The sequence below is a fragment of the Ruegeria faecimaris genome (genome assembly GCF_900182615.1).
Classification (GTDB): Bacteria; Pseudomonadota; Alphaproteobacteria; order Rhodobacterales; family Rhodobacteraceae; genus Ruegeria; species Ruegeria faecimaris.
In genome coordinates this window covers 1,232,576-1,248,419 of the sequence record NZ_FXTE01000001.1, presented here as the reverse complement: position 1 = coordinate 1,248,419, position 15,844 = coordinate 1,232,576, and the positions used below count along the sequence as shown (strand labels likewise).

The following is a 15,844-nucleotide window of genomic DNA, read 5'->3' as shown; positions in this document are numbered from 1 at the left end:
AAAGGTATTGATATGCTCTATTGGTTGACCGGCCTGTCGGACGGAGGGGATTTTTTCAATCTCTTCCGGTACATCACGTTCCGGGCGGGCGGTGCCTTTATGACAGCGCTGATTTTCGGGTTTATCTTTGGCAAACCGCTGATCAATGTTCTGCGCCGCAAGCAGGGCAAAGGGCAACCGATCCGGGATGATGGCCCCGAGGGGCACTTTTCCAAGGCGGGTACGCCGACCATGGGCGGCTTGCTGATCGTGGGCGCGCTTGTCACATCGACACTGGTTTGGGCACGGTGGGACAACCCCTATGTCTGGATGGTCTTATTCGTAACGTTGGCCTATGCCGCCATTGGGTTTGCAGATGACTATGCCAAGGTCTCCAAGCAAAACACCAAAGGTGTTTCTGGAAAAATGCGGTTAGGACTTGGTGTGATTATCGCGGTTCTGGCGTCTATTTGGGCCACGATGCACCACCCTGAGGCGCTGCAGAATCAGCTTGCGGTGCCGGTATTCAAAGACACGCTGCTCAATCTGGGGATATTCTACATTCCCTTCGCGATTGTCGTGATCGTTGGGTCCGCAAATGCGGTGAACCTGACTGACGGGCTGGACGGGCTGGCGATCATGCCCGCAATGATCGCCGCATCGACCCTGGGGATTATCGCCTATGCAGTGGGCCGGGTCGACTTTACCGAGTATCTGGATGTGCATTACGTGCCCGGAACCGGCGAGATCTTTATTTTCACCTCGGCCCTGTTCGGCGCTGGCCTTGGGTTTCTATGGTACAACGCGCCGCCTGCTGCCGTGTTCATGGGCGATACTGGATCGCTTGCCTTGGGCGGCGCTTTGGGAGCGATTGCGGTGGCCACCAAACACGAATTGGTGTTGGCTGTCGTCGGAGGTCTGTTCGTGGTCGAAGCGCTGAGCGTGATCATCCAAGTGCTGTATTTCAAGCGCACTGGTCGTCGCGTGTTCCTGATGGCCCCGATCCATCATCACTATGAGAAAAAGGGGTGGGCAGAACCCACCATCGTTATCCGGTTCTGGATCATTTCTTTAATCCTGGCGATGATTGGGCTTGCGACGCTGAAGGTCCGGTAGGCTCCCGCCAGGTTCGGAGGACAGCCGGCCCGCCGCCTCCTGTTGGGCCGGGCTCGCGCTGCGCACGAACCTGCTGTCGATCTTGCCAATGGCAGGTTCATCTGTGCAGTGTGTCGGCGCATTTGAAGTCGAAAGAAGGTGGGAAATATGATCCCGGTCAAAGGGTTTTCAGGACAGAAAGTTGCGGTTCTGGGGCTGGGTCGGTCTGGCCTGACCACGGCGCGCGCCTTGCGGGCCGGTAATGCCGAACCCGTCTGCTGGGATGATAATCCGGCTGCACGCGCGGCGGCCGAAGCCGAAGGGTTTACATGCTGCGATCTAGGCCGTCACGGGGCGTTTGATGATGTCGCCACTCTGATCGTGTCGCCGGGGATCCCCCATCTGTACCCAGAGCCTAACCCGGTTGTGGCGGCCGCGCTTGAGGCCGGGGTACCGGTGGATAACGATATCGGTTTGTTTTTCCGCTCGTTCGCCGGGCCAGAATGGGACAATCTCGATACTCCGCCCCGCGTGGTCTCGGTGACCGGGTCGAACGGGAAATCAACCACCGCCGCACTTATCCATCATATCCTGACCGAAGCTGGCCGTGAGGCACAGCTGGCGGGGAATATCGGCCGAGGCGTTTTGGACATTGATCCAGGGGGCAATGGCTCGGTCGTGGTGTTGGAGTTGTCGAGCTATCAGACAGAGCTTGCGCGGTCGCTGACACCTGATGTGGCCGTTTTCACCAATCTGTCACCGGATCATCTGGATCGTCACGGTGGCTTGGGGGGCTATTTTGCCGCCAAGCGCCGTCTGTTTGCCGAAGGTGGCCCTGACCGTGCCGTGATCGGAGTGGATGAGGACGAAGGCGCCTTTCTGGCTGGTCAACTGGCCGAAGCGCCAACGGATGACCGGGTGATCCGTATTTCGGTTGCCCGCAAGTTGACCGGACCCGGATGGCAGGTATTTGCGCGCAAAGGGTTCCTGTCGGAGTATCGCAAGGGGCGACAGGCGGGATCGATTGACCTGCGCGAGATCAAAGGTCTGCCCGGTGCACATAATCACCAGAATGCCTGTGCCGCCTACGCCACGTGCCGCGCGTTGGGGTTGGCCCCTCGGATCATTCAGGATGCGTTGCACAGCTATCCGGGCCTGCCGCATCGCAGTCAGATCATCGCCGAAGCGGATGGGGTCACCTATGTGAACGATTCAAAGGCGACCAATGTCGACAGCGCAGTAAAGGCGTTGAACGCGTTCAAGAAGGTCCGCTGGATCTGTGGCGGGCTTGAGAAAGAGGGCGGGTTGTCTGCACTCAACTCAGCCAGTGAACATGTGCTCAAGGCTTATGTGATCGGGCGCGAAGCTGCCGGATTTGCAATGCAGTTACAGGCAGATACCCTGGTTTGCACAACAATGGCAGAAGCCGTTGAACAGGCAATGAACGACGCGCAGTCGGGTGAGACGATTCTGCTGGCCCCTGCCGCAGCCAGTTTTGATCAATATGACAATTTCGAACAGCGCGGTGAGGATTTTGCTGAACAGGTTCGCAAACGGCTTTAGGACACGCCATTTGCAATAGATCGCCGGTTGGGCCAAGCTGAGATGCTATCAGCTTGACGCGCCATATTTTTTGGTTTTGCTACCCGTCAAATTCAACACGAGGTTATGACTATGCCATATCGTAAGTTTTCCCTGATCCTGCCTGCCATTCTGATTGCGGGTGCCTGCACCAACACTGGCGCAAACTACCAGCCGATCATCGATGGTCCGGTTGGCCCTAATTACAACGTTGATCTGCAGCAGTGCCAACAGCTTGCGGCATCGCAGGCATCTGTTGATGGCACCACGGCCGGGAATGCAGCCATCGGCGCCGTTGGCGCAGCCGCAGTGACCGGGATCGTACAGGACAGCAGCGATAATCTGGGCCGTGCAGCGGTTGCAGGTGCGTTGGTTGGCGCCGGTGCGGACGTGATCAACAAGAACCAGAACAAAGAAGTGTTGGTGCGTAACTGCATGCGTGGCCGTGGGTACAACGTCGTCGGCTAGTGCCGCGCAAATACCGTGTCGGCTAACCACGGCTGGCGATTGCAGTTCCAGCGGCATGGCCTGAGGACCATGCCCATTGGAAATTGTACCCGCCCAGCCAACCGGTGACATCCACCGCTTCACCTATCGCATAGAGGCCGGGGACATCCCTGGCCTCCATCGTTTTTGACGACAGATCATCGGTGTCGATGCCGCCCAGCGTGACCTCGGCGGTGCGATAGCCTTCGGTCCCGGAAGGGGTCAGATGCCAGTTCGACAGGGCCTCGACCAGGTCCGAAAGGGCAGTGTCCGATTGGTCGGCCAGATTGCCCTGCATGGGAATGTGTTGGCTCAGGAAATCGACCAATCGCGCGGGTAACTGCCGGGAAAGTTCAGTAGTCAGGGCTTTGCGTCCGCTGTTTTGGCGCTGATCTCGCAGCAGGTCGAACAGTGGCATATCCTGGATGAGGTTGACCCGGATCGCCTCACCCTCGCGCCAGTATGAGGATAGTTGCAGCGCAGCTGGTCCGCTGAGGCCGCGATGGGTGAAAAGCAAAGCCTCGTCAAAGCTGGTCCGGTCGTTCGACAGCCGCGTCGGCAGCGAGACACCGGACAGGTCCTTGAACCTGCCATCGGAAAAGGTGAACGGCACCAGAGCCGCGCGTGTCTCGGTCATCCGCAATCCAAACTGGTGCGCGATGTCATAAGCCAGACCCGTCGCCCCCATTTTAGGGATCGACTTGCCGCCTGTGGCCAGTACCAGATTGGTGCAGGTCAGGGCATGACGCTGCCCCTCGCGCTCAACCGTCAGCGCGAAACCAGTGTCGGTTTTGCGCAGGTCCTTCATCTCGGTCCTTACCCACAGCTCGGCCCCGGCGCGCTCTATTTCATCCAGCAACATTTGGATGATCTGTTTCGAGGAACCGTCGCAGAACAGCTGTCCCAGTGTTTTCTCGTGCCAAGCGATGTCATGACGCCCGACCATTTCAATGAAATCCCACTGCGTGTAGCGCGCCAATGCGGACTTACAGAAATGCGGGTTCTGAGACAGGAAGTTGCCTGACCCTGCATACATATTGGTGAAATTGCACCGCCCGCCGCCCGATATGCGGATTTTCTCACCCGGCGCCTTCGCGTGATCGATCACCAGAACGCGCCCAACGCAATGGGCGGCACACATCAAACCAGCAGCACCGGCGCCCAGGATGATCGTATCATAAGTCATGCGCGGGGGATGGCGTGGAATGGCTGGGATGGCAAGGGGGAGACGTGAAAACGCGCTGCAAACGTCCGTCCGTGACTGTGGCTCCGTCCTCTGATTGGTTTGGGAAAATGGAATGAAATTGGCAGTTGGAACATTTGTGATATTGGCCGGAATACCATGTGCCAGAATACGCCTGACAAGGAAGCTCAATTTGACGCACTGCACAGGAGGCAGGTTCAGTGATCACGCGCATTTCCCAAGTCACAGTTCAACTGGGAAAAAAGGCTGAATTGGTCGAATCCAGGAGGATAAAGCACTACGATCTTGTTCCCTAGGTGTTCCGAACGCCCGGGACGGGAAGCCCTGAAGCGGATCACTGGCTTGAAGGCGCCAATTTCCCTCTGTTGCGGCGTCATTCCACTAGCCCAAACACTAAAACCCCTGTAGACTCGCTCGTAGACCCCGAAAACGGGGCGTTGACGAGGCAGATAGTGGCGGTATCTCATGACTGAGATGGTGTATGGCGCGGTTCAGGACCAGCGCGGAGAACCGATTCTACCAAAGTGGTGGCGGACGATTGATCGTTGGACGATGTCCTGCGTACTGATCCTGTTTGTCATCGGGCTGTTGCTGGGGCTGGCCTCATCGCCGCCGCTGGCTGGTCGCAACGGGTTCGACCCGTTCCATTACGTCGAACGCCAGGCGCTGTTCGGCGGATTGGCGCTTGTTGCGATGCTGCTGACCTCGATGATGTCGCCCACACTGGTTCGACGTCTGGCGGTGTTGGGGTTTCTTGCTGCTTTTGTCGCGCTGGTCTTCCTTCCCGTCTTTGGCACAGATTTTGGCAAAGGTGCGGTGCGCTGGTATTCGCTTGGCTTTGCCTCGCTGCAGCCGTCTGAATTTCTGAAACCCGGGTTTATCGTTGTGGCGGCCTGGTTGCTGGCCGCGTCACAACAGATCAACGGCCCGCCCGGTCGGCTATGGTCTTTTGCGCTGTGCATGGCGATTGTCGCCATGTTGGTTATGCAGCCCGATTTTGGTCAGGCCTGCCTGATCCTGTTTGGCTGGGGCGTGATGTATTTCGTTGCCGGTGCGCCGATGTTGTTGCTGGTTGGTATGGCGGGGTTTGTCGTGCTTGGCGGTATGTTCGCCTATTCCAACTCGGAACATTTCGCCCGACGCATTGACGGGTTCCTGAACCAAGAGGTCGATCCGACCACTCAGCTGGGCTATGCCACCAATGCGATCCGCGAGGGCGGGCTTTTCGGTGTCGGCGTGGGTGAAGGGCAGGTGAAATGGTCGCTGCCCGATGCCCATACGGATTTCATCATCGCTGTCGCGGCCGAGGAATATGGCCTGATCCTGGTGCTGATTATCATCGCACTGTATTCCCTGATCGTCGTGCGGTCATTGCTGCGGCTGATGCGCGAGCGCGACATGTTCATCCGTCTGGCGGGCACCGGTCTGGCCTGCATGTTCGGGGTTCAGGCGATGATCAATATGGGCGTCGCCGTGCGTCTTTTGCCTGCCAAAGGCATGACTTTGCCGTTCGTCAGCTATGGCGGCTCGTCCCTGATTGCAGGTGGTATTGCAATCGGCATGCTTCTGGCGTTTACCCGCACCCGCCCTCAGGGCGAACTTGGTGATATTCTACGCGGACGAGGCTGATGGGCAAACCCTACCTTCTGATTGCGGCTGGCGGGACCGGGGGCCACATGTTCCCGGCTCAGGCGCTGGCCGAGGCGATGCTGCACAGGGGCTGGCGTGTGCGCTTGTCCACCGATACGCGCGGCGCACGATATACGGGTGGCTTTCCGCATTCGACTGAAATTGTCGAGGCGTCCTCGGCAACCTTCGCTCGTGGCGGACTGCCCGCCAAACTGATGGTCGGTCCCAAGATCGCAGGTGGTGTCGCCGGTATGGCGTTTCAGATGCTGCGCGACCGACCGGACGTCGTGGTCGGCTTTGGCGGTTACCCCTCGATCCCAGCGCTGGGTGCTGCGACGATGTTGAAGATCCCGCGCATGATCCATGAACAGAACGGCGTTTTGGGCCGCGTGAATCAGCTGTTTGCGACCCGCGTGGCGCAGGTGGCTTGTGGTGTCTGGCCGACTGATCTGCCGGACGGTGCAAAGGGCATACATACCGGCAACCCGGTTCGGGCCGCCGTGCTGGACCGGGCTGCGGCGGGCTATATCCCACCGGGCGATTACCCGATGTCGATCCTGGTGATGGGTGGCTCGCAAGGTGCGCGCATCCTTAGTCAGATTGTGCCCGAAGCGATTGCCGCGCTGCCTGATGAGATGCGCCGCCATATTCGTGTCGCACATCAGGCCCGTGACGAAGACGGCGCCCGTGTTTCCGCGTTTTATGACGACCACGGTATCCGTGCCGAAGTGAAACCGTTCTTTCAGGATGTGCCCCGTCGTATGTCCGATGCGCAGCTGGTGATATCACGCTCAGGTGCGTCAAGTGTTGCGGATATTTCCGTCATCGGACGGCCCTCGATCCTGATCCCGTATGCCGCCGCAGCGGGCGATCATCAGACCGCCAATGCACGCGGGCTGGTTCAGGCCGGAGGGGCAATCATGATCCCAGAGAACCTGCTTGACGTTCCTTCGCTGACACAGCAAATCACCGCAGTTCTGACAAACCCCGAAGCCGCGCAAAAGATGGCCCATGCCGCCTTATCGACCGGCGCACCGGACGCGACCGAGCGTTTGGTCGCCCAGGTCGAACAGTTGGCCCAGAAGGAGACCGCATGACCCCAGCAACCAAACTGCCGCAGGATGTCGGGCCGATCCATTTCGTGGGTATCGGCGGGATCGGGATGTCGGGCATTGCCGAGGTGCTTTTGAATCTGGGCTACCGGGTGCAGGGCTCGGACCTGAAAGCGTCGAAAATCACCGACCGCCTTGCTGGTCTGGGCGCCGAGATCTTTGTCGGTCAAAGCGCTGAAAACCTTGAGAACGCCGCCGTGGTTGTGGTGTCGACCGCGATCAAACCGGGCAACCCGGAGCTGGACGGTGCCCGTGCGCGGGGCCTGCCAGTGGTGCGTCGGGCCGATATGCTGGCCGAGTTGATGCGCTTGAAATCCAACATTGCCATTGCCGGAACCCACGGCAAGACCACCACCACCACGATGATGGCTGAACTGATGGTGGCAGGGGAATTTGACCCGACCGTGATCAATGGCGGTATCATTCACGCTTATGGCTCGAATGCGCGAATGGGGCAGGGCGAATGGATGGTGGTCGAGGCGGACGAATCCGACGGCTCGTTCAACCGTCTGCCTGCGACCATTGCCATTGTCACCAATATCGACCCCGAGCATATGGAGCATTGGGGCGATTTCGACCAGCTGCGCGACGGGTTCTACGAATTTGTCTCGAACCTGCCGTTTTACGGGCTTGCCGTCTGCTGCACCGACCACGCCGAAGTGCAAACACTGGTGGGTCGCATCACAGACCGGCGCGTGCGGACTTATGGTTTCAACGCGCAGGCGGATGTGCGGGCCGAGAACCTGACCTATAAGGGCGGCGTCGCACATTTCGACATTCACCTGCAATACGAAGACAAGAGGATCGAGGGCTGCACCCTGCCGATGCCCGGCGACCACAACGTCTCGAACGCATTGTCGGCCGTCGCTGTTGCCCGCCACCTGGGCATGAAAGCCGCCGAAATCCGCGAAGCGTTGGCTCATTTCGGTGGCGTCAATCGTCGCTTTACCAAAGTGGGTGAGGTCGATGGCGTCACGATCATCGACGATTACGGTCACCACCCGGTTGAAATCGCAGCGGTTCTGAAAGCCGCACGCCAGGCCACCGAAGGCCGAGTGATAGCGGTCCATCAACCCCACAGGTATTCGCGTTTGTCTAATCTGTTCGATGATTTCTGTACCTGTTTCAATGACGCCGACGTTGTTGCCATCGCCGATATTTTCGCTGCCGGAGAGGACCCGATCGAAGGGGCGTCCCGCGATGACCTGGTTCAGGGGCTGATCCGGCATGGGCATCGACATGCCCGCGCTTTGATGGACGAATCCGATCTTGAACGCCTGGTTCGTGAACAGGCCCGCCCCGGAGACATGGTTGTCTGCCTTGGTGCCGGTACGATCAGCGCCTGGGCCAATGGCCTGCCTTCGCGCTTGCAGAAATAACAGGCGATGTGACGTAATGGACTCTTTTGTGGTGCAACCCTAAAGAGTGATCGTGCAACCGCAGAAAAAGCGGTCTCGGAGGCAAGATTTGGCGTATTCGGTATTATTTGCAGGGTTGTGGGTCATAGCATCGACTATCGTGGCCATGCTACCGATGCGCCTGCAATTTCCACCGGGGATTGTGTTGGTTATCGTTGCGCCGGCGCTGATTGTCTGGCTGGGTTACGATTTCGGCTGGTTCTTTTCGGTCCTGGGCTTTGCGGCTTTTGCATCCATGTTCCGAAACCCAATTCGCCACTATTGGCAACGTTGGACAGGCCGAGGGGACGACGAATGAATTGGTCCATTGCCCTTGCCGCCCTGTGGGGAGTTGTTGCGAATGTCCTGGCGATGATCCCCAGCAAGGATAATCACTGGACCCGCGCCTATTTCTTGATTGCTGCGGGTATTCCTATCGTTGGCTATGTCACGCTGCAGAACGGTCCGTGGATCGGGTTGATTGTTCTGGTTGCTGGGATCTCGGTACTGCGTTGGCCCGTGATTTATCTGGGACGGTGGTTGCGTCGGATCCTGGGTGCCGCGCAATAGCGGATACAGCTTGCTTTGGCGGTTCGAATCCGCGAATTAGCGGCCATGACTTCTGTTCCCTCGCCACGCGGCAAGCTCACCCAGAACCGCCCGCTGAATGATCTGACCTGGTTGCGGGTCGGAGGACCGGCGGATTACCTCTTTCAACCCGCCGACCAGGAAGACCTGCAGCAGTTTCTGCGCGACTTGCCTGACGATATCACGGTTTTCCCGATGGGCGTCGGCTCAAACCTGATCGTCCGGGACGGTGGGCTGCGCGCCGTAGTGATCCGGTTGGGCCGGGGATTTAATGGCATCTCGATTGAGGGCAACATTGTCACCGCAGGCGCGGCAGCGCTGGATGCGCATGTGGCGCGCAAGGCAGCTGATGCGGGCGTGGACCTGACGTTTTTGCGAACCATTCCGGGGTCGATTGGCGGCGCTGTGCGGATGAATGCGGGATGTTATGGCAGCTATACGGCGGATGTTCTATGCAAGGCGACGATCATTACGCGGCAAGGGCAGGTCGTCGATCTGACGCCCGAAGAACTGAATTTTCGCTATCGTCAGTCGGATCTGCCTGAGGGTGCGGTGCTGATCTCGGCCACGTTCGAAGGCCCCCTAGATGATCCTGATGAACTGCATGCCCGCATGGACTCGCAGTTGAAAAAGCGGGATGAGACCCAGCCGACCAAAGATCGCAGCGCGGGCTCGACCTTTCGCAATCCGGCGGGATTTTCCTCAACCGGTCGCGCGGATGATGTGCATGACCTCAAGGCCTGGAAGGTGATCGACGACGCGGGAATGCGGGGCGTGATGCGGGGCGGGGCGCAGATGAGCCCCAAGCATTCCAATTTTCTGATCAACACCGGCTCTGCCACCGCTGCCGACCTCGAAGGGTTGGGCGAAGATGTGCGAAAAAAGGTTTACGAAACAAGCGGCATCACGCTAGAGTGGGAAATCATGCGGGTCGGTGATCCGCTGACAGATTAAAGCTCCGACCGTCAGACCCAAAACAGGCAAAATAGGGCGACGGATCAAAGGCATAAAGCAGGACGGACCACCACATAAGGTCCGCAGGATTTGAGGCGCACGACGTGGGTAGTTCGAGCAGGACAAACCCCAAAGTGGCGGTATTGATGGGTGGACCCTCGGCGGAACGTGAGGTGTCTCTCAGCTCTGGGCGCGAATGCGCGGCCGCCCTAAGGGGAGAAGGCTTTGAAGTGGTCGAACTGGACGCGGGTCCGGACCTCTATGTGCGCCTTTTGGATATCAAGCCGGATGTGGTCTTCAACGCTCTGCATGGTCGCTGGGGCGAGGATGGCTGCGTGCAGGGTCTGCTGGAGTGGTTGCGTATTCCCTATACTCATTCCGGTGTGCTGGCTTCGGCGTTGGCCATGGACAAGCAGCGCAGCAAAGCGGCGTTCCATATCGCGGGTCTGCCAGTCGCCGAAAGTGTGATCGAGGCCAAATCCGAAGTTGCCGCGCGTCACACGATGGAACCGCCCTATGTGGTCAAGCCCAACAACGAGGGTTCCAGCGTCGGCATTTATCTGGTGCATGAAGGCGCCAACACTCCACCGAAACTGGCAGACGACATGCCCGAACTGGTAATGGTCGAACAATATGTGGCTGGCCGCGAGTTGACCGTCACAGTCATGGGCGACCGCGCTTTGACCGTGACAGAAATCATGACGGATGGCTGGTACGATTACGATGCCAAGTACAAGCCGGGTGGGTCGTGGCATGTGCTGCCTGCTGAAATCCCGCAGGACATTTTTGACCTTTGTATGGGCTTTGCCAAACAGGCGCATGATCTGTTGGGTTGCAAAGGCGTCAGCCGCACAGATTTTCGGTGGGATGACAGCAAGGGCGCAGAGGGCTTGTTCCTTCTGGAAACCAACACCCAGCCGGGAATGACGCCGACGTCACTGGCTCCGGAACAGGGCGCGCATTGCGGGATAACCTTCGGCCAGCTTTGCGCATGGATGGTGGAGGACGCATCATGCGACCGCTGACAGCCACCCGTGCGCCGGTTATCCATCGCTCAAAGCCACTTGCTGGTCCGGATGCCGATTTCGCTTCGGGGGACCGCAACAATGTAGAACCCAAGTTCCGCCTGCGGCGACTTTGGGGGCGTAAGTCATCGGCGTTTGATCCGGCGCCGTCCCGCCTAAGCTATCGGTTACAGCGCTGGATGTTGACGCCTGGTGTTCGCCGTGGCCTGAAATACGGGCTGCCGGTCTTCGCTGTGTGTGCAGCGCTTGGCGGGTATTTCAGCTCTCAGGACCGGCGCGAAGCGATTGTGGCTCATGTCCATGATGTGAAAATCTCGATCCAGCAGCGACCAGAATTCATGGTCAACCTGATGGCGATTGATGGGGCGGGAACCAACCTTTCGGAAGACATTCGTGAAGTGGTGCCGCTGGACTTCCCAATCAGTTCCTGGGACCTGGATGTCGAACAGATGCGCGAAACGATCACAGGATTGGATCCGGTTAAATCAGCCTCTGTGCGCATCCGTCCAGGAGGTATCCTGCAGGTGGATGTTGTCGAACGGCAGCCCGCCATTGTCTGGCGTACCCGCCGAGGGGTCGAATTGCTGGATGAAACCGGCGCGCATGTTGAAATCATCGCATCGCGGCAGGATCACTCCAATTTGCCACTGATCGCGGGTGAGGGCGCGGATTCCTATGTACCCGAAGCGCTGCAACTGACGGCCACAGCCAGCAGTCTGGGCAATCGGGTGCGCGGTCTGGTGCGAATTGGCGAACGTCGCTGGGATCTAGTTCTGGATCGCGGTCAGCGCATCATGTTGCCGACGGAACGGCCAGTGCGCGCATTGGAACGCGTGTTGGCCGTGAACGAGGTTCAGGATCTTCTGGAACGCGATGTGGCCGTGGTGGATATGCGCCTGGGTCAGCGACCGACAATCCGAATGACCAAAGCCGCCAGCGAAGACTGGTGGAATACAAAAGTAGATGTGAGTAGCGGGCAGTAACGACAATGATGACCGATCTTTATCAGTCCCAACGGGCCATGCGGCAAATGCGCAGGCAGGCGATGCAACGCGGCGTTGTCGCTATTCTAGATGTCGGGAGCTCTAAGATTTCCTGCCTTGTGCTGCGGTTCGACGGCGCCGGACGTTTGCACGAGGACAGTGGCATCGGGTCTCTGGCCGGACAATCCGGGTTTCGGGTGATCGGTGCCGCGACCACGCGTTCCCGTGGTGTGCAATTTGGCGAAGTCACTGCGATGCAGGAGACTGAGCGCGCCATTCGAACCGCGCTTCAAGCCGCGCAGAAAATGGCGGATATCCGTGTCGACCATGTGATCGCCTGTTTCTCAGGGGCAAACCCGCGGTCCTATGGTTTGGATGCCCAGGTGGATCTGGAAGGTCAGCTGGTAACCGAGGCCGAAGTCGGCCGGGTTCTGAATGCCTGTGACGTGCCCGACTATGGTGTGGGTCGCGAAGTCCTACATGCTCAGCCGGTGAATTTTGCGCTGGATAACCGATCGGGCCTGATCGACCCAAGGGGTCAGATGGGGCAATCGCTGGCCGTCGATATGCACATGCTGACCGTGGACGCGGTTGCAATCCAGAATATCGTGCGCTGTATCAAGCGTTGCGATCTCGAATTGGCCGGTATCGCGAATTCGGCCTATGTCTCGGGTATTTCGGCGCTGGTTGAGGATGAACAGGAACTGGGTGCCGCCTGTATCGACATGGGCGGTGGCACCACGAGCGTGTCAATATTTATGAAGAAACACATGATCTATGCCGATTGCGTGCGCATGGGTGGGGATCATGTGACCAGTGACATCTCAATGGGGCTGGGCGTTCCGGCGTCTGTTGCCGAACGGATCAAGACATTCAATGGCGGCGTTCACGCGACCGGCGCGGATGACCGCGACTTGATCGACATTGGCGGTGATACCGGCGATTGGGAACATGACCGCCGTACTGTCAGCCGGGCAGAGTTGATAGGTATCATGCGTCCACGTGTCGAAGAAATCCTGGAAGAAGTGCGTGTACGGCTGGATGCGGCTGGCTTTGAGCACATGCCCAGTCAGCAGATCGTCCTGACCGGAGGCGGCAGCCAAATCATGGGGCTGGACGGGTTGGCCTCTCGTATTCTGGGGCAGCGTGTTCGCCTTGGTCGCCCGCTGCGGGTCCATGGGTTGCCGCAATCGGCCACAGGGCCGGGGTTCTCTTCGGTTGTGGGGTTAAGCCTGTTTGCAGCCAACCCACAGGATGAATGGTGGGATTTTGAAATCCCCGTAGACACCTATTCCGCACGCCCGTTCAAGCGCGCTGTGCGGTGGTTCCGTGACAACTGGTAAGGCCGCGATCGCGGCGCTAGTCATAGCTGTGCCGTCAGCGATAGAGGCTCAGACCCGTATCACACCCGAAGCCTTCCTGGGGGCCGTTCAAGGAAAGACCGTAAAGTTTCACGTCTATAACAGCGGTATGCTGGTCGGCACCGAAGAGTTCCTGAGCCCGACTCTCTCGGTCTGGCGTATGGAGGGCAAGGGTTGTGTGTACGGGAAAATTACAACTCCTAATGGGCAGATTTGCTTTCTGTACGACGATGACGAGGATGGTCTGCCAGTTTGCTGGTGGCCGTTTTTGTATGAAGACCAGTTGATGGTGCGAATGGTCGGTTTCTCCAGGACAGAAATTCAAGAGGTCAGGGACATTTCTGAGAAAGGTCTTAACTGCCCAAGTGCCCCAATTAGCTAAAGAAATATCTTGCAGGGGCTGTCAAAATCCCGCAAGATATCCACAGGGCCCGTCAGAGGCCTTGCGAGAGGGCTTGAGCAGTTTTCCGCAGACAGAATGTGAATGAATTGCAAGTGACGCGCCCGTCAACATTGGCGCGAGCGTCGCATGTTTTGTGGTGCTTTGAGATAATTCCGCAACATCTGGCAATCTCTGCCAAATACTGTTTCCAGGTGCCTTATTTCCTCCATATTTTGTGGATTTTCGCGATTTTTGGCGTGACGTTTGCCGTTTGGATCGGTAGGATTGTTAGTGGATAGGTAAGAAAAACACCGCGTTGGCGGGTTATATAAACAGGCGGACAGAAGCATGACATTGAATCTTTCGATGCCCGGGCACGACGAGCTGAAGCCTCGGATTACAGTTTTTGGCGTTGGCGGAGCGGGCGGTAACGCCGTCAACAACATGATTGAAAAACAGTTGGACGGTGTCGATTTTGTCGTTGCCAACACCGATGCCCAGGCGCTGCAGCAAAGCCAGTCTTCGTCACGAGTTCAACTAGGCGTGAAAGTCACCGAAGGTCTGGGTGCGGGCGCGCGTCCGACAGTGGGTGCGGCAGCAGCCGAAGAAAGCATCGAGCAGATTGTAGACCATCTGGCAGGCGCGCATATGTGCTTCATCACGGCCGGTATGGGCGGTGGCACCGGCACGGGTGCCGCACCGATCATCGCGCAGGCAGCGCGTGAATTGGGTGTTTTGACCGTCGGTGTTGTGACCAAGCCTTTCCAGTTCGAAGGCGCCAAGCGGATGCGTCAGGCCGAAGACGGTGTTGAAGCCTTGCAGCGCGTAGTCGACACGCTGATCATCATTCCAAACCAGAACCTGTTCCGTCTGGCCAACGAAAAGACCACGTTTACCGAGGCGTTTTCGATGGCGGATGACGTTCTGTATCAGGGTGTCAAAGGCGTGACCGACCTGATGGTGCGTCCGGGCCTGATCAACCTCGACTTCGCGGATGTTCGCGCCGTTATGGACGAGATGGGCAAGGCGATGATGGGCACGGGCGAAGCCACCGGCGAAGATCGCGCCGTACAGGCCGCCGAGAAGGCCATCGCCAACCCGCTGTTGGACGAAATCAGCCTCAAGGGCGCCAAGGGCGTTCTGATCAACATCACCGGCAGCCACGACCTGACCCTGTTCGAACTGGACGAAGCCGCAAACCGTATCCGTGAGGAAGTGGACCCAGAGGCGAATATCATCGTCGGCTCCACGCTGGATACCGCAATGGAAGGCGGCATGCGCGTTTCGGTTGTGGCAACAGGTATCGACGCCAGCGAAAAGCAGGATGATGTGCCTGTCGCGCGTCGTTCGATGTCGGCACCGCTGACCCGTTCGGTTTCTGCAGAGGAAGCGGCCCTGGAAGAAATGTCAGTGGCGGCAAGCGCCGAACCTGAACCTCAGCCCGAACCAACGCGTGAACCTTCGCTGTTTGAGGCAACTGAAGAGCCGATGGAACCGCAGTTCCAACCGCGCGCAGAACAGGATGATGACGGCCTGCCACCCCCGGCCTATCAGCCGCGCGTGGCCGAATTCGAGCCGACTCCCGAGCCGGTCGAATACGCCCCAGAAAGCTTTGTCGCACCTCAGCCGCAAGCACCCGCAGGATCGCCATCACCCGAAGCTCTGAGGCGCTTGCAGGCAGCCGTCCAGAATGTACCTCCGGCTGAAAGAGGTCATCCTGCGCCTCGGCCGCAGGAGGTCTCAGATAGTCATGGCGATGCCGACCGCCCGCGGTTTGGTTTTAACCGCCTGATTGATCGCATGACCGGCCACGCAGCCGATACTCCAGCGCAGCAACCGGCCCGCCAGCAGCCGGTATTGCGCCAATCTGACGCGACGGCACCTGCACATGTCGAGGACGACCCGGAGCAGGATCGGATTGAAATACCGGCCTTCCTTCGCCGTCAAGCCAACTGATCGCGGTAACAATATACTAAAGAGGGGCTGCCATTTGGCGGCCCTTTCTTATTTTAAAACAGTGCATTATCCCTATGTGAGCAGGGTTTTGCCGACCTGTCACATTCATGTT

Annotated in this window: 15 protein-coding genes; 14 read left to right on the top strand and 1 reads right to left on the bottom strand. The window is 58.5% G+C overall.

The genetic code is table 11. The features are described from left to right. Positions 1-12: 12 nt before the first annotated feature. The 3 genes from mraY (at position 13) to FN806_RS06160 (ending at position 3,123) form a co-directional block, all read left to right on the top strand. A complete protein-coding gene (gene mraY, locus FN806_RS06170; RefSeq protein ID WP_142635045.1) occupies positions 13-1,095 on the top strand; it encodes a phospho-N-acetylmuramoyl-pentapeptide-transferase in 1,083 nt (360 codons plus the stop codon). A gap of 147 nt (positions 1,096-1,242) precedes the next feature. Then, entirely contained in the window at positions 1,243-2,637 is a 1,395-nt protein-coding gene (murD, locus tag FN806_RS06165) for a UDP-N-acetylmuramoyl-L-alanine--D-glutamate ligase (protein ID WP_142635043.1), read from the top strand. 111 nt (positions 2,638-2,748) lie between these two features. Further along, complete coding sequence (locus FN806_RS06160; RefSeq protein ID WP_246097157.1) at positions 2,749-3,123, top strand: glycine zipper family protein; 375 nt, start codon at positions 2,749-2,751, stop codon at positions 3,121-3,123. A gap of 22 nt (positions 3,124-3,145) precedes the next feature. Here the strand turns inward: FN806_RS06160 and FN806_RS06155 are convergent, their stop codons facing one another. Further along, the gene (locus FN806_RS06155) at positions 3,146-4,327 is read right to left on the bottom strand and encodes a BaiN/RdsA family NAD(P)/FAD-dependent oxidoreductase (RefSeq protein ID WP_142635040.1); all 1,182 of its coding nucleotides are present in this window, start codon (positions 4,325-4,327) and stop codon (positions 3,146-3,148) included. Positions 4,328-4,810: 483 nt separating this feature from the next. Here FN806_RS06155 and ftsW point away from each other — a divergent pair, with 483 nt between their 5' ends. From ftsW to ftsZ, 11 genes are all read left to right on the top strand, one after another. Next, on the top strand, positions 4,811-5,974 hold the full coding sequence (gene ftsW, locus FN806_RS06150; RefSeq protein ID WP_142635039.1) for a putative lipid II flippase FtsW: 1,164 nt from the start codon (positions 4,811-4,813) through the stop codon (positions 5,972-5,974). After that, positions 5,974-7,071: a UDP-N-acetylglucosamine--N-acetylmuramyl-(pentapeptide) pyrophosphoryl-undecaprenol N-acetylglucosamine transferase gene (locus tag FN806_RS06145; RefSeq protein ID WP_142635037.1), complete on the top strand. Its 1,098-nt coding sequence runs from the start codon at positions 5,974-5,976 to the stop codon at positions 7,069-7,071. Before ftsW ends, FN806_RS06145 begins: the two co-directional genes overlap by 1 nt. After that, positions 7,068-8,465, top strand: a complete 1,398-nt coding sequence (murC, locus tag FN806_RS06140; RefSeq protein WP_142635035.1) for a UDP-N-acetylmuramate--L-alanine ligase — start codon at positions 7,068-7,070, stop codon at positions 8,463-8,465. The genes FN806_RS06145 and murC overlap by 4 nt, the downstream gene beginning before the upstream one ends. A gap of 88 nt (positions 8,466-8,553) precedes the next feature. Then, the gene (locus FN806_RS06135) at positions 8,554-8,802 is read left to right on the top strand and encodes a DUF2484 family protein (RefSeq protein WP_142635033.1); all 249 of its coding nucleotides are present in this window, start codon (positions 8,554-8,556) and stop codon (positions 8,800-8,802) included. Continuing rightward, positions 8,799-9,053, top strand: coding sequence for a DUF2484 family protein (locus FN806_RS06130; protein WP_142635031.1), 255 nt, complete (start codon positions 8,799-8,801; stop codon positions 9,051-9,053). The genes FN806_RS06135 and FN806_RS06130 overlap by 4 nt, the downstream gene beginning before the upstream one ends. Before the next feature lie 45 nt (positions 9,054-9,098). Next, a complete protein-coding gene (gene murB / locus FN806_RS06125) occupies positions 9,099-10,025 on the top strand; it encodes a UDP-N-acetylmuramate dehydrogenase (RefSeq protein WP_142635030.1) in 927 nt (308 codons plus the stop codon). A gap of 104 nt (positions 10,026-10,129) precedes the next feature. Further along, positions 10,130-11,050: a D-alanine--D-alanine ligase gene (locus FN806_RS06120; protein ID WP_142635029.1), complete on the top strand. Its 921-nt coding sequence runs from the start codon at positions 10,130-10,132 to the stop codon at positions 11,048-11,050. Beyond that, positions 11,038-12,033 (top strand): cell division protein FtsQ/DivIB, encoded by a 996-nt coding sequence (locus FN806_RS06115; RefSeq protein WP_142635027.1) that lies wholly within the window; start codon positions 11,038-11,040, stop codon positions 12,031-12,033. Before FN806_RS06120 ends, FN806_RS06115 begins: the two co-directional genes overlap by 13 nt. Positions 12,034-12,041: 8 nt before the next feature. Then, a complete protein-coding gene (gene ftsA / locus FN806_RS06110; protein ID WP_142635187.1) occupies positions 12,042-13,376 on the top strand; it encodes a cell division protein FtsA in 1,335 nt (444 codons plus the stop codon). Next, a complete protein-coding gene (locus FN806_RS06105) occupies positions 13,363-13,776 on the top strand; it encodes a hypothetical protein (RefSeq protein WP_246097154.1) in 414 nt (137 codons plus the stop codon). The genes ftsA and FN806_RS06105 overlap by 14 nt, the downstream gene beginning before the upstream one ends. A gap of 348 nt (positions 13,777-14,124) precedes the next feature. Beyond that, positions 14,125-15,732, top strand: coding sequence for a cell division protein FtsZ (gene ftsZ / locus FN806_RS06100; RefSeq protein ID WP_142635025.1), 1,608 nt, complete (start codon positions 14,125-14,127; stop codon positions 15,730-15,732). Positions 15,733-15,844 lie beyond the last annotated feature (112 nt).

Excerpts from the sequence above, each read along its gene's own strand:
- mraY (WP_142635045.1), top strand. The coding sequence starts at position 13 with ATGCTCTATTGGTTGACCGGCCTGTCGGACGGAGGGGATTTTTTCAAT.
- murD (WP_142635043.1), top strand. The coding sequence starts at position 1,243 with ATGATCCCGGTCAAAGGGTTTTCAGGACAGAAAGTTGCGGTTCTGGGG.
- FN806_RS06160 (WP_246097157.1), top strand. The coding sequence starts at position 2,749 with ATGCCATATCGTAAGTTTTCCCTGATCCTGCCTGCCATTCTGATTGCG.
- FN806_RS06155 (WP_142635040.1), bottom strand. The coding sequence starts at position 4,327 with ATGACTTATGATACGATCATCCTGGGCGCCGGTGCTGCTGGTTTGATG.
- ftsW (WP_142635039.1), top strand. The coding sequence starts at position 4,811 with ATGACTGAGATGGTGTATGGCGCGGTTCAGGACCAGCGCGGAGAACCG.
- FN806_RS06145 (WP_142635037.1), top strand. The coding sequence starts at position 5,974 with ATGGGCAAACCCTACCTTCTGATTGCGGCTGGCGGGACCGGGGGCCAC.
- murC (WP_142635035.1), top strand. The coding sequence starts at position 7,068 with ATGACCCCAGCAACCAAACTGCCGCAGGATGTCGGGCCGATCCATTTC.
- FN806_RS06130 (WP_142635031.1), top strand. The coding sequence starts at position 8,799 with ATGAATTGGTCCATTGCCCTTGCCGCCCTGTGGGGAGTTGTTGCGAAT.
- murB (WP_142635030.1), top strand. The coding sequence starts at position 9,099 with ATGACTTCTGTTCCCTCGCCACGCGGCAAGCTCACCCAGAACCGCCCG.
- FN806_RS06115 (WP_142635027.1), top strand. The coding sequence starts at position 11,038 with ATGCGACCGCTGACAGCCACCCGTGCGCCGGTTATCCATCGCTCAAAG.
- ftsA (WP_142635187.1), top strand. The coding sequence starts at position 12,042 with ATGACCGATCTTTATCAGTCCCAACGGGCCATGCGGCAAATGCGCAGG.
- ftsZ (WP_142635025.1), top strand. The coding sequence starts at position 14,125 with ATGACATTGAATCTTTCGATGCCCGGGCACGACGAGCTGAAGCCTCGG.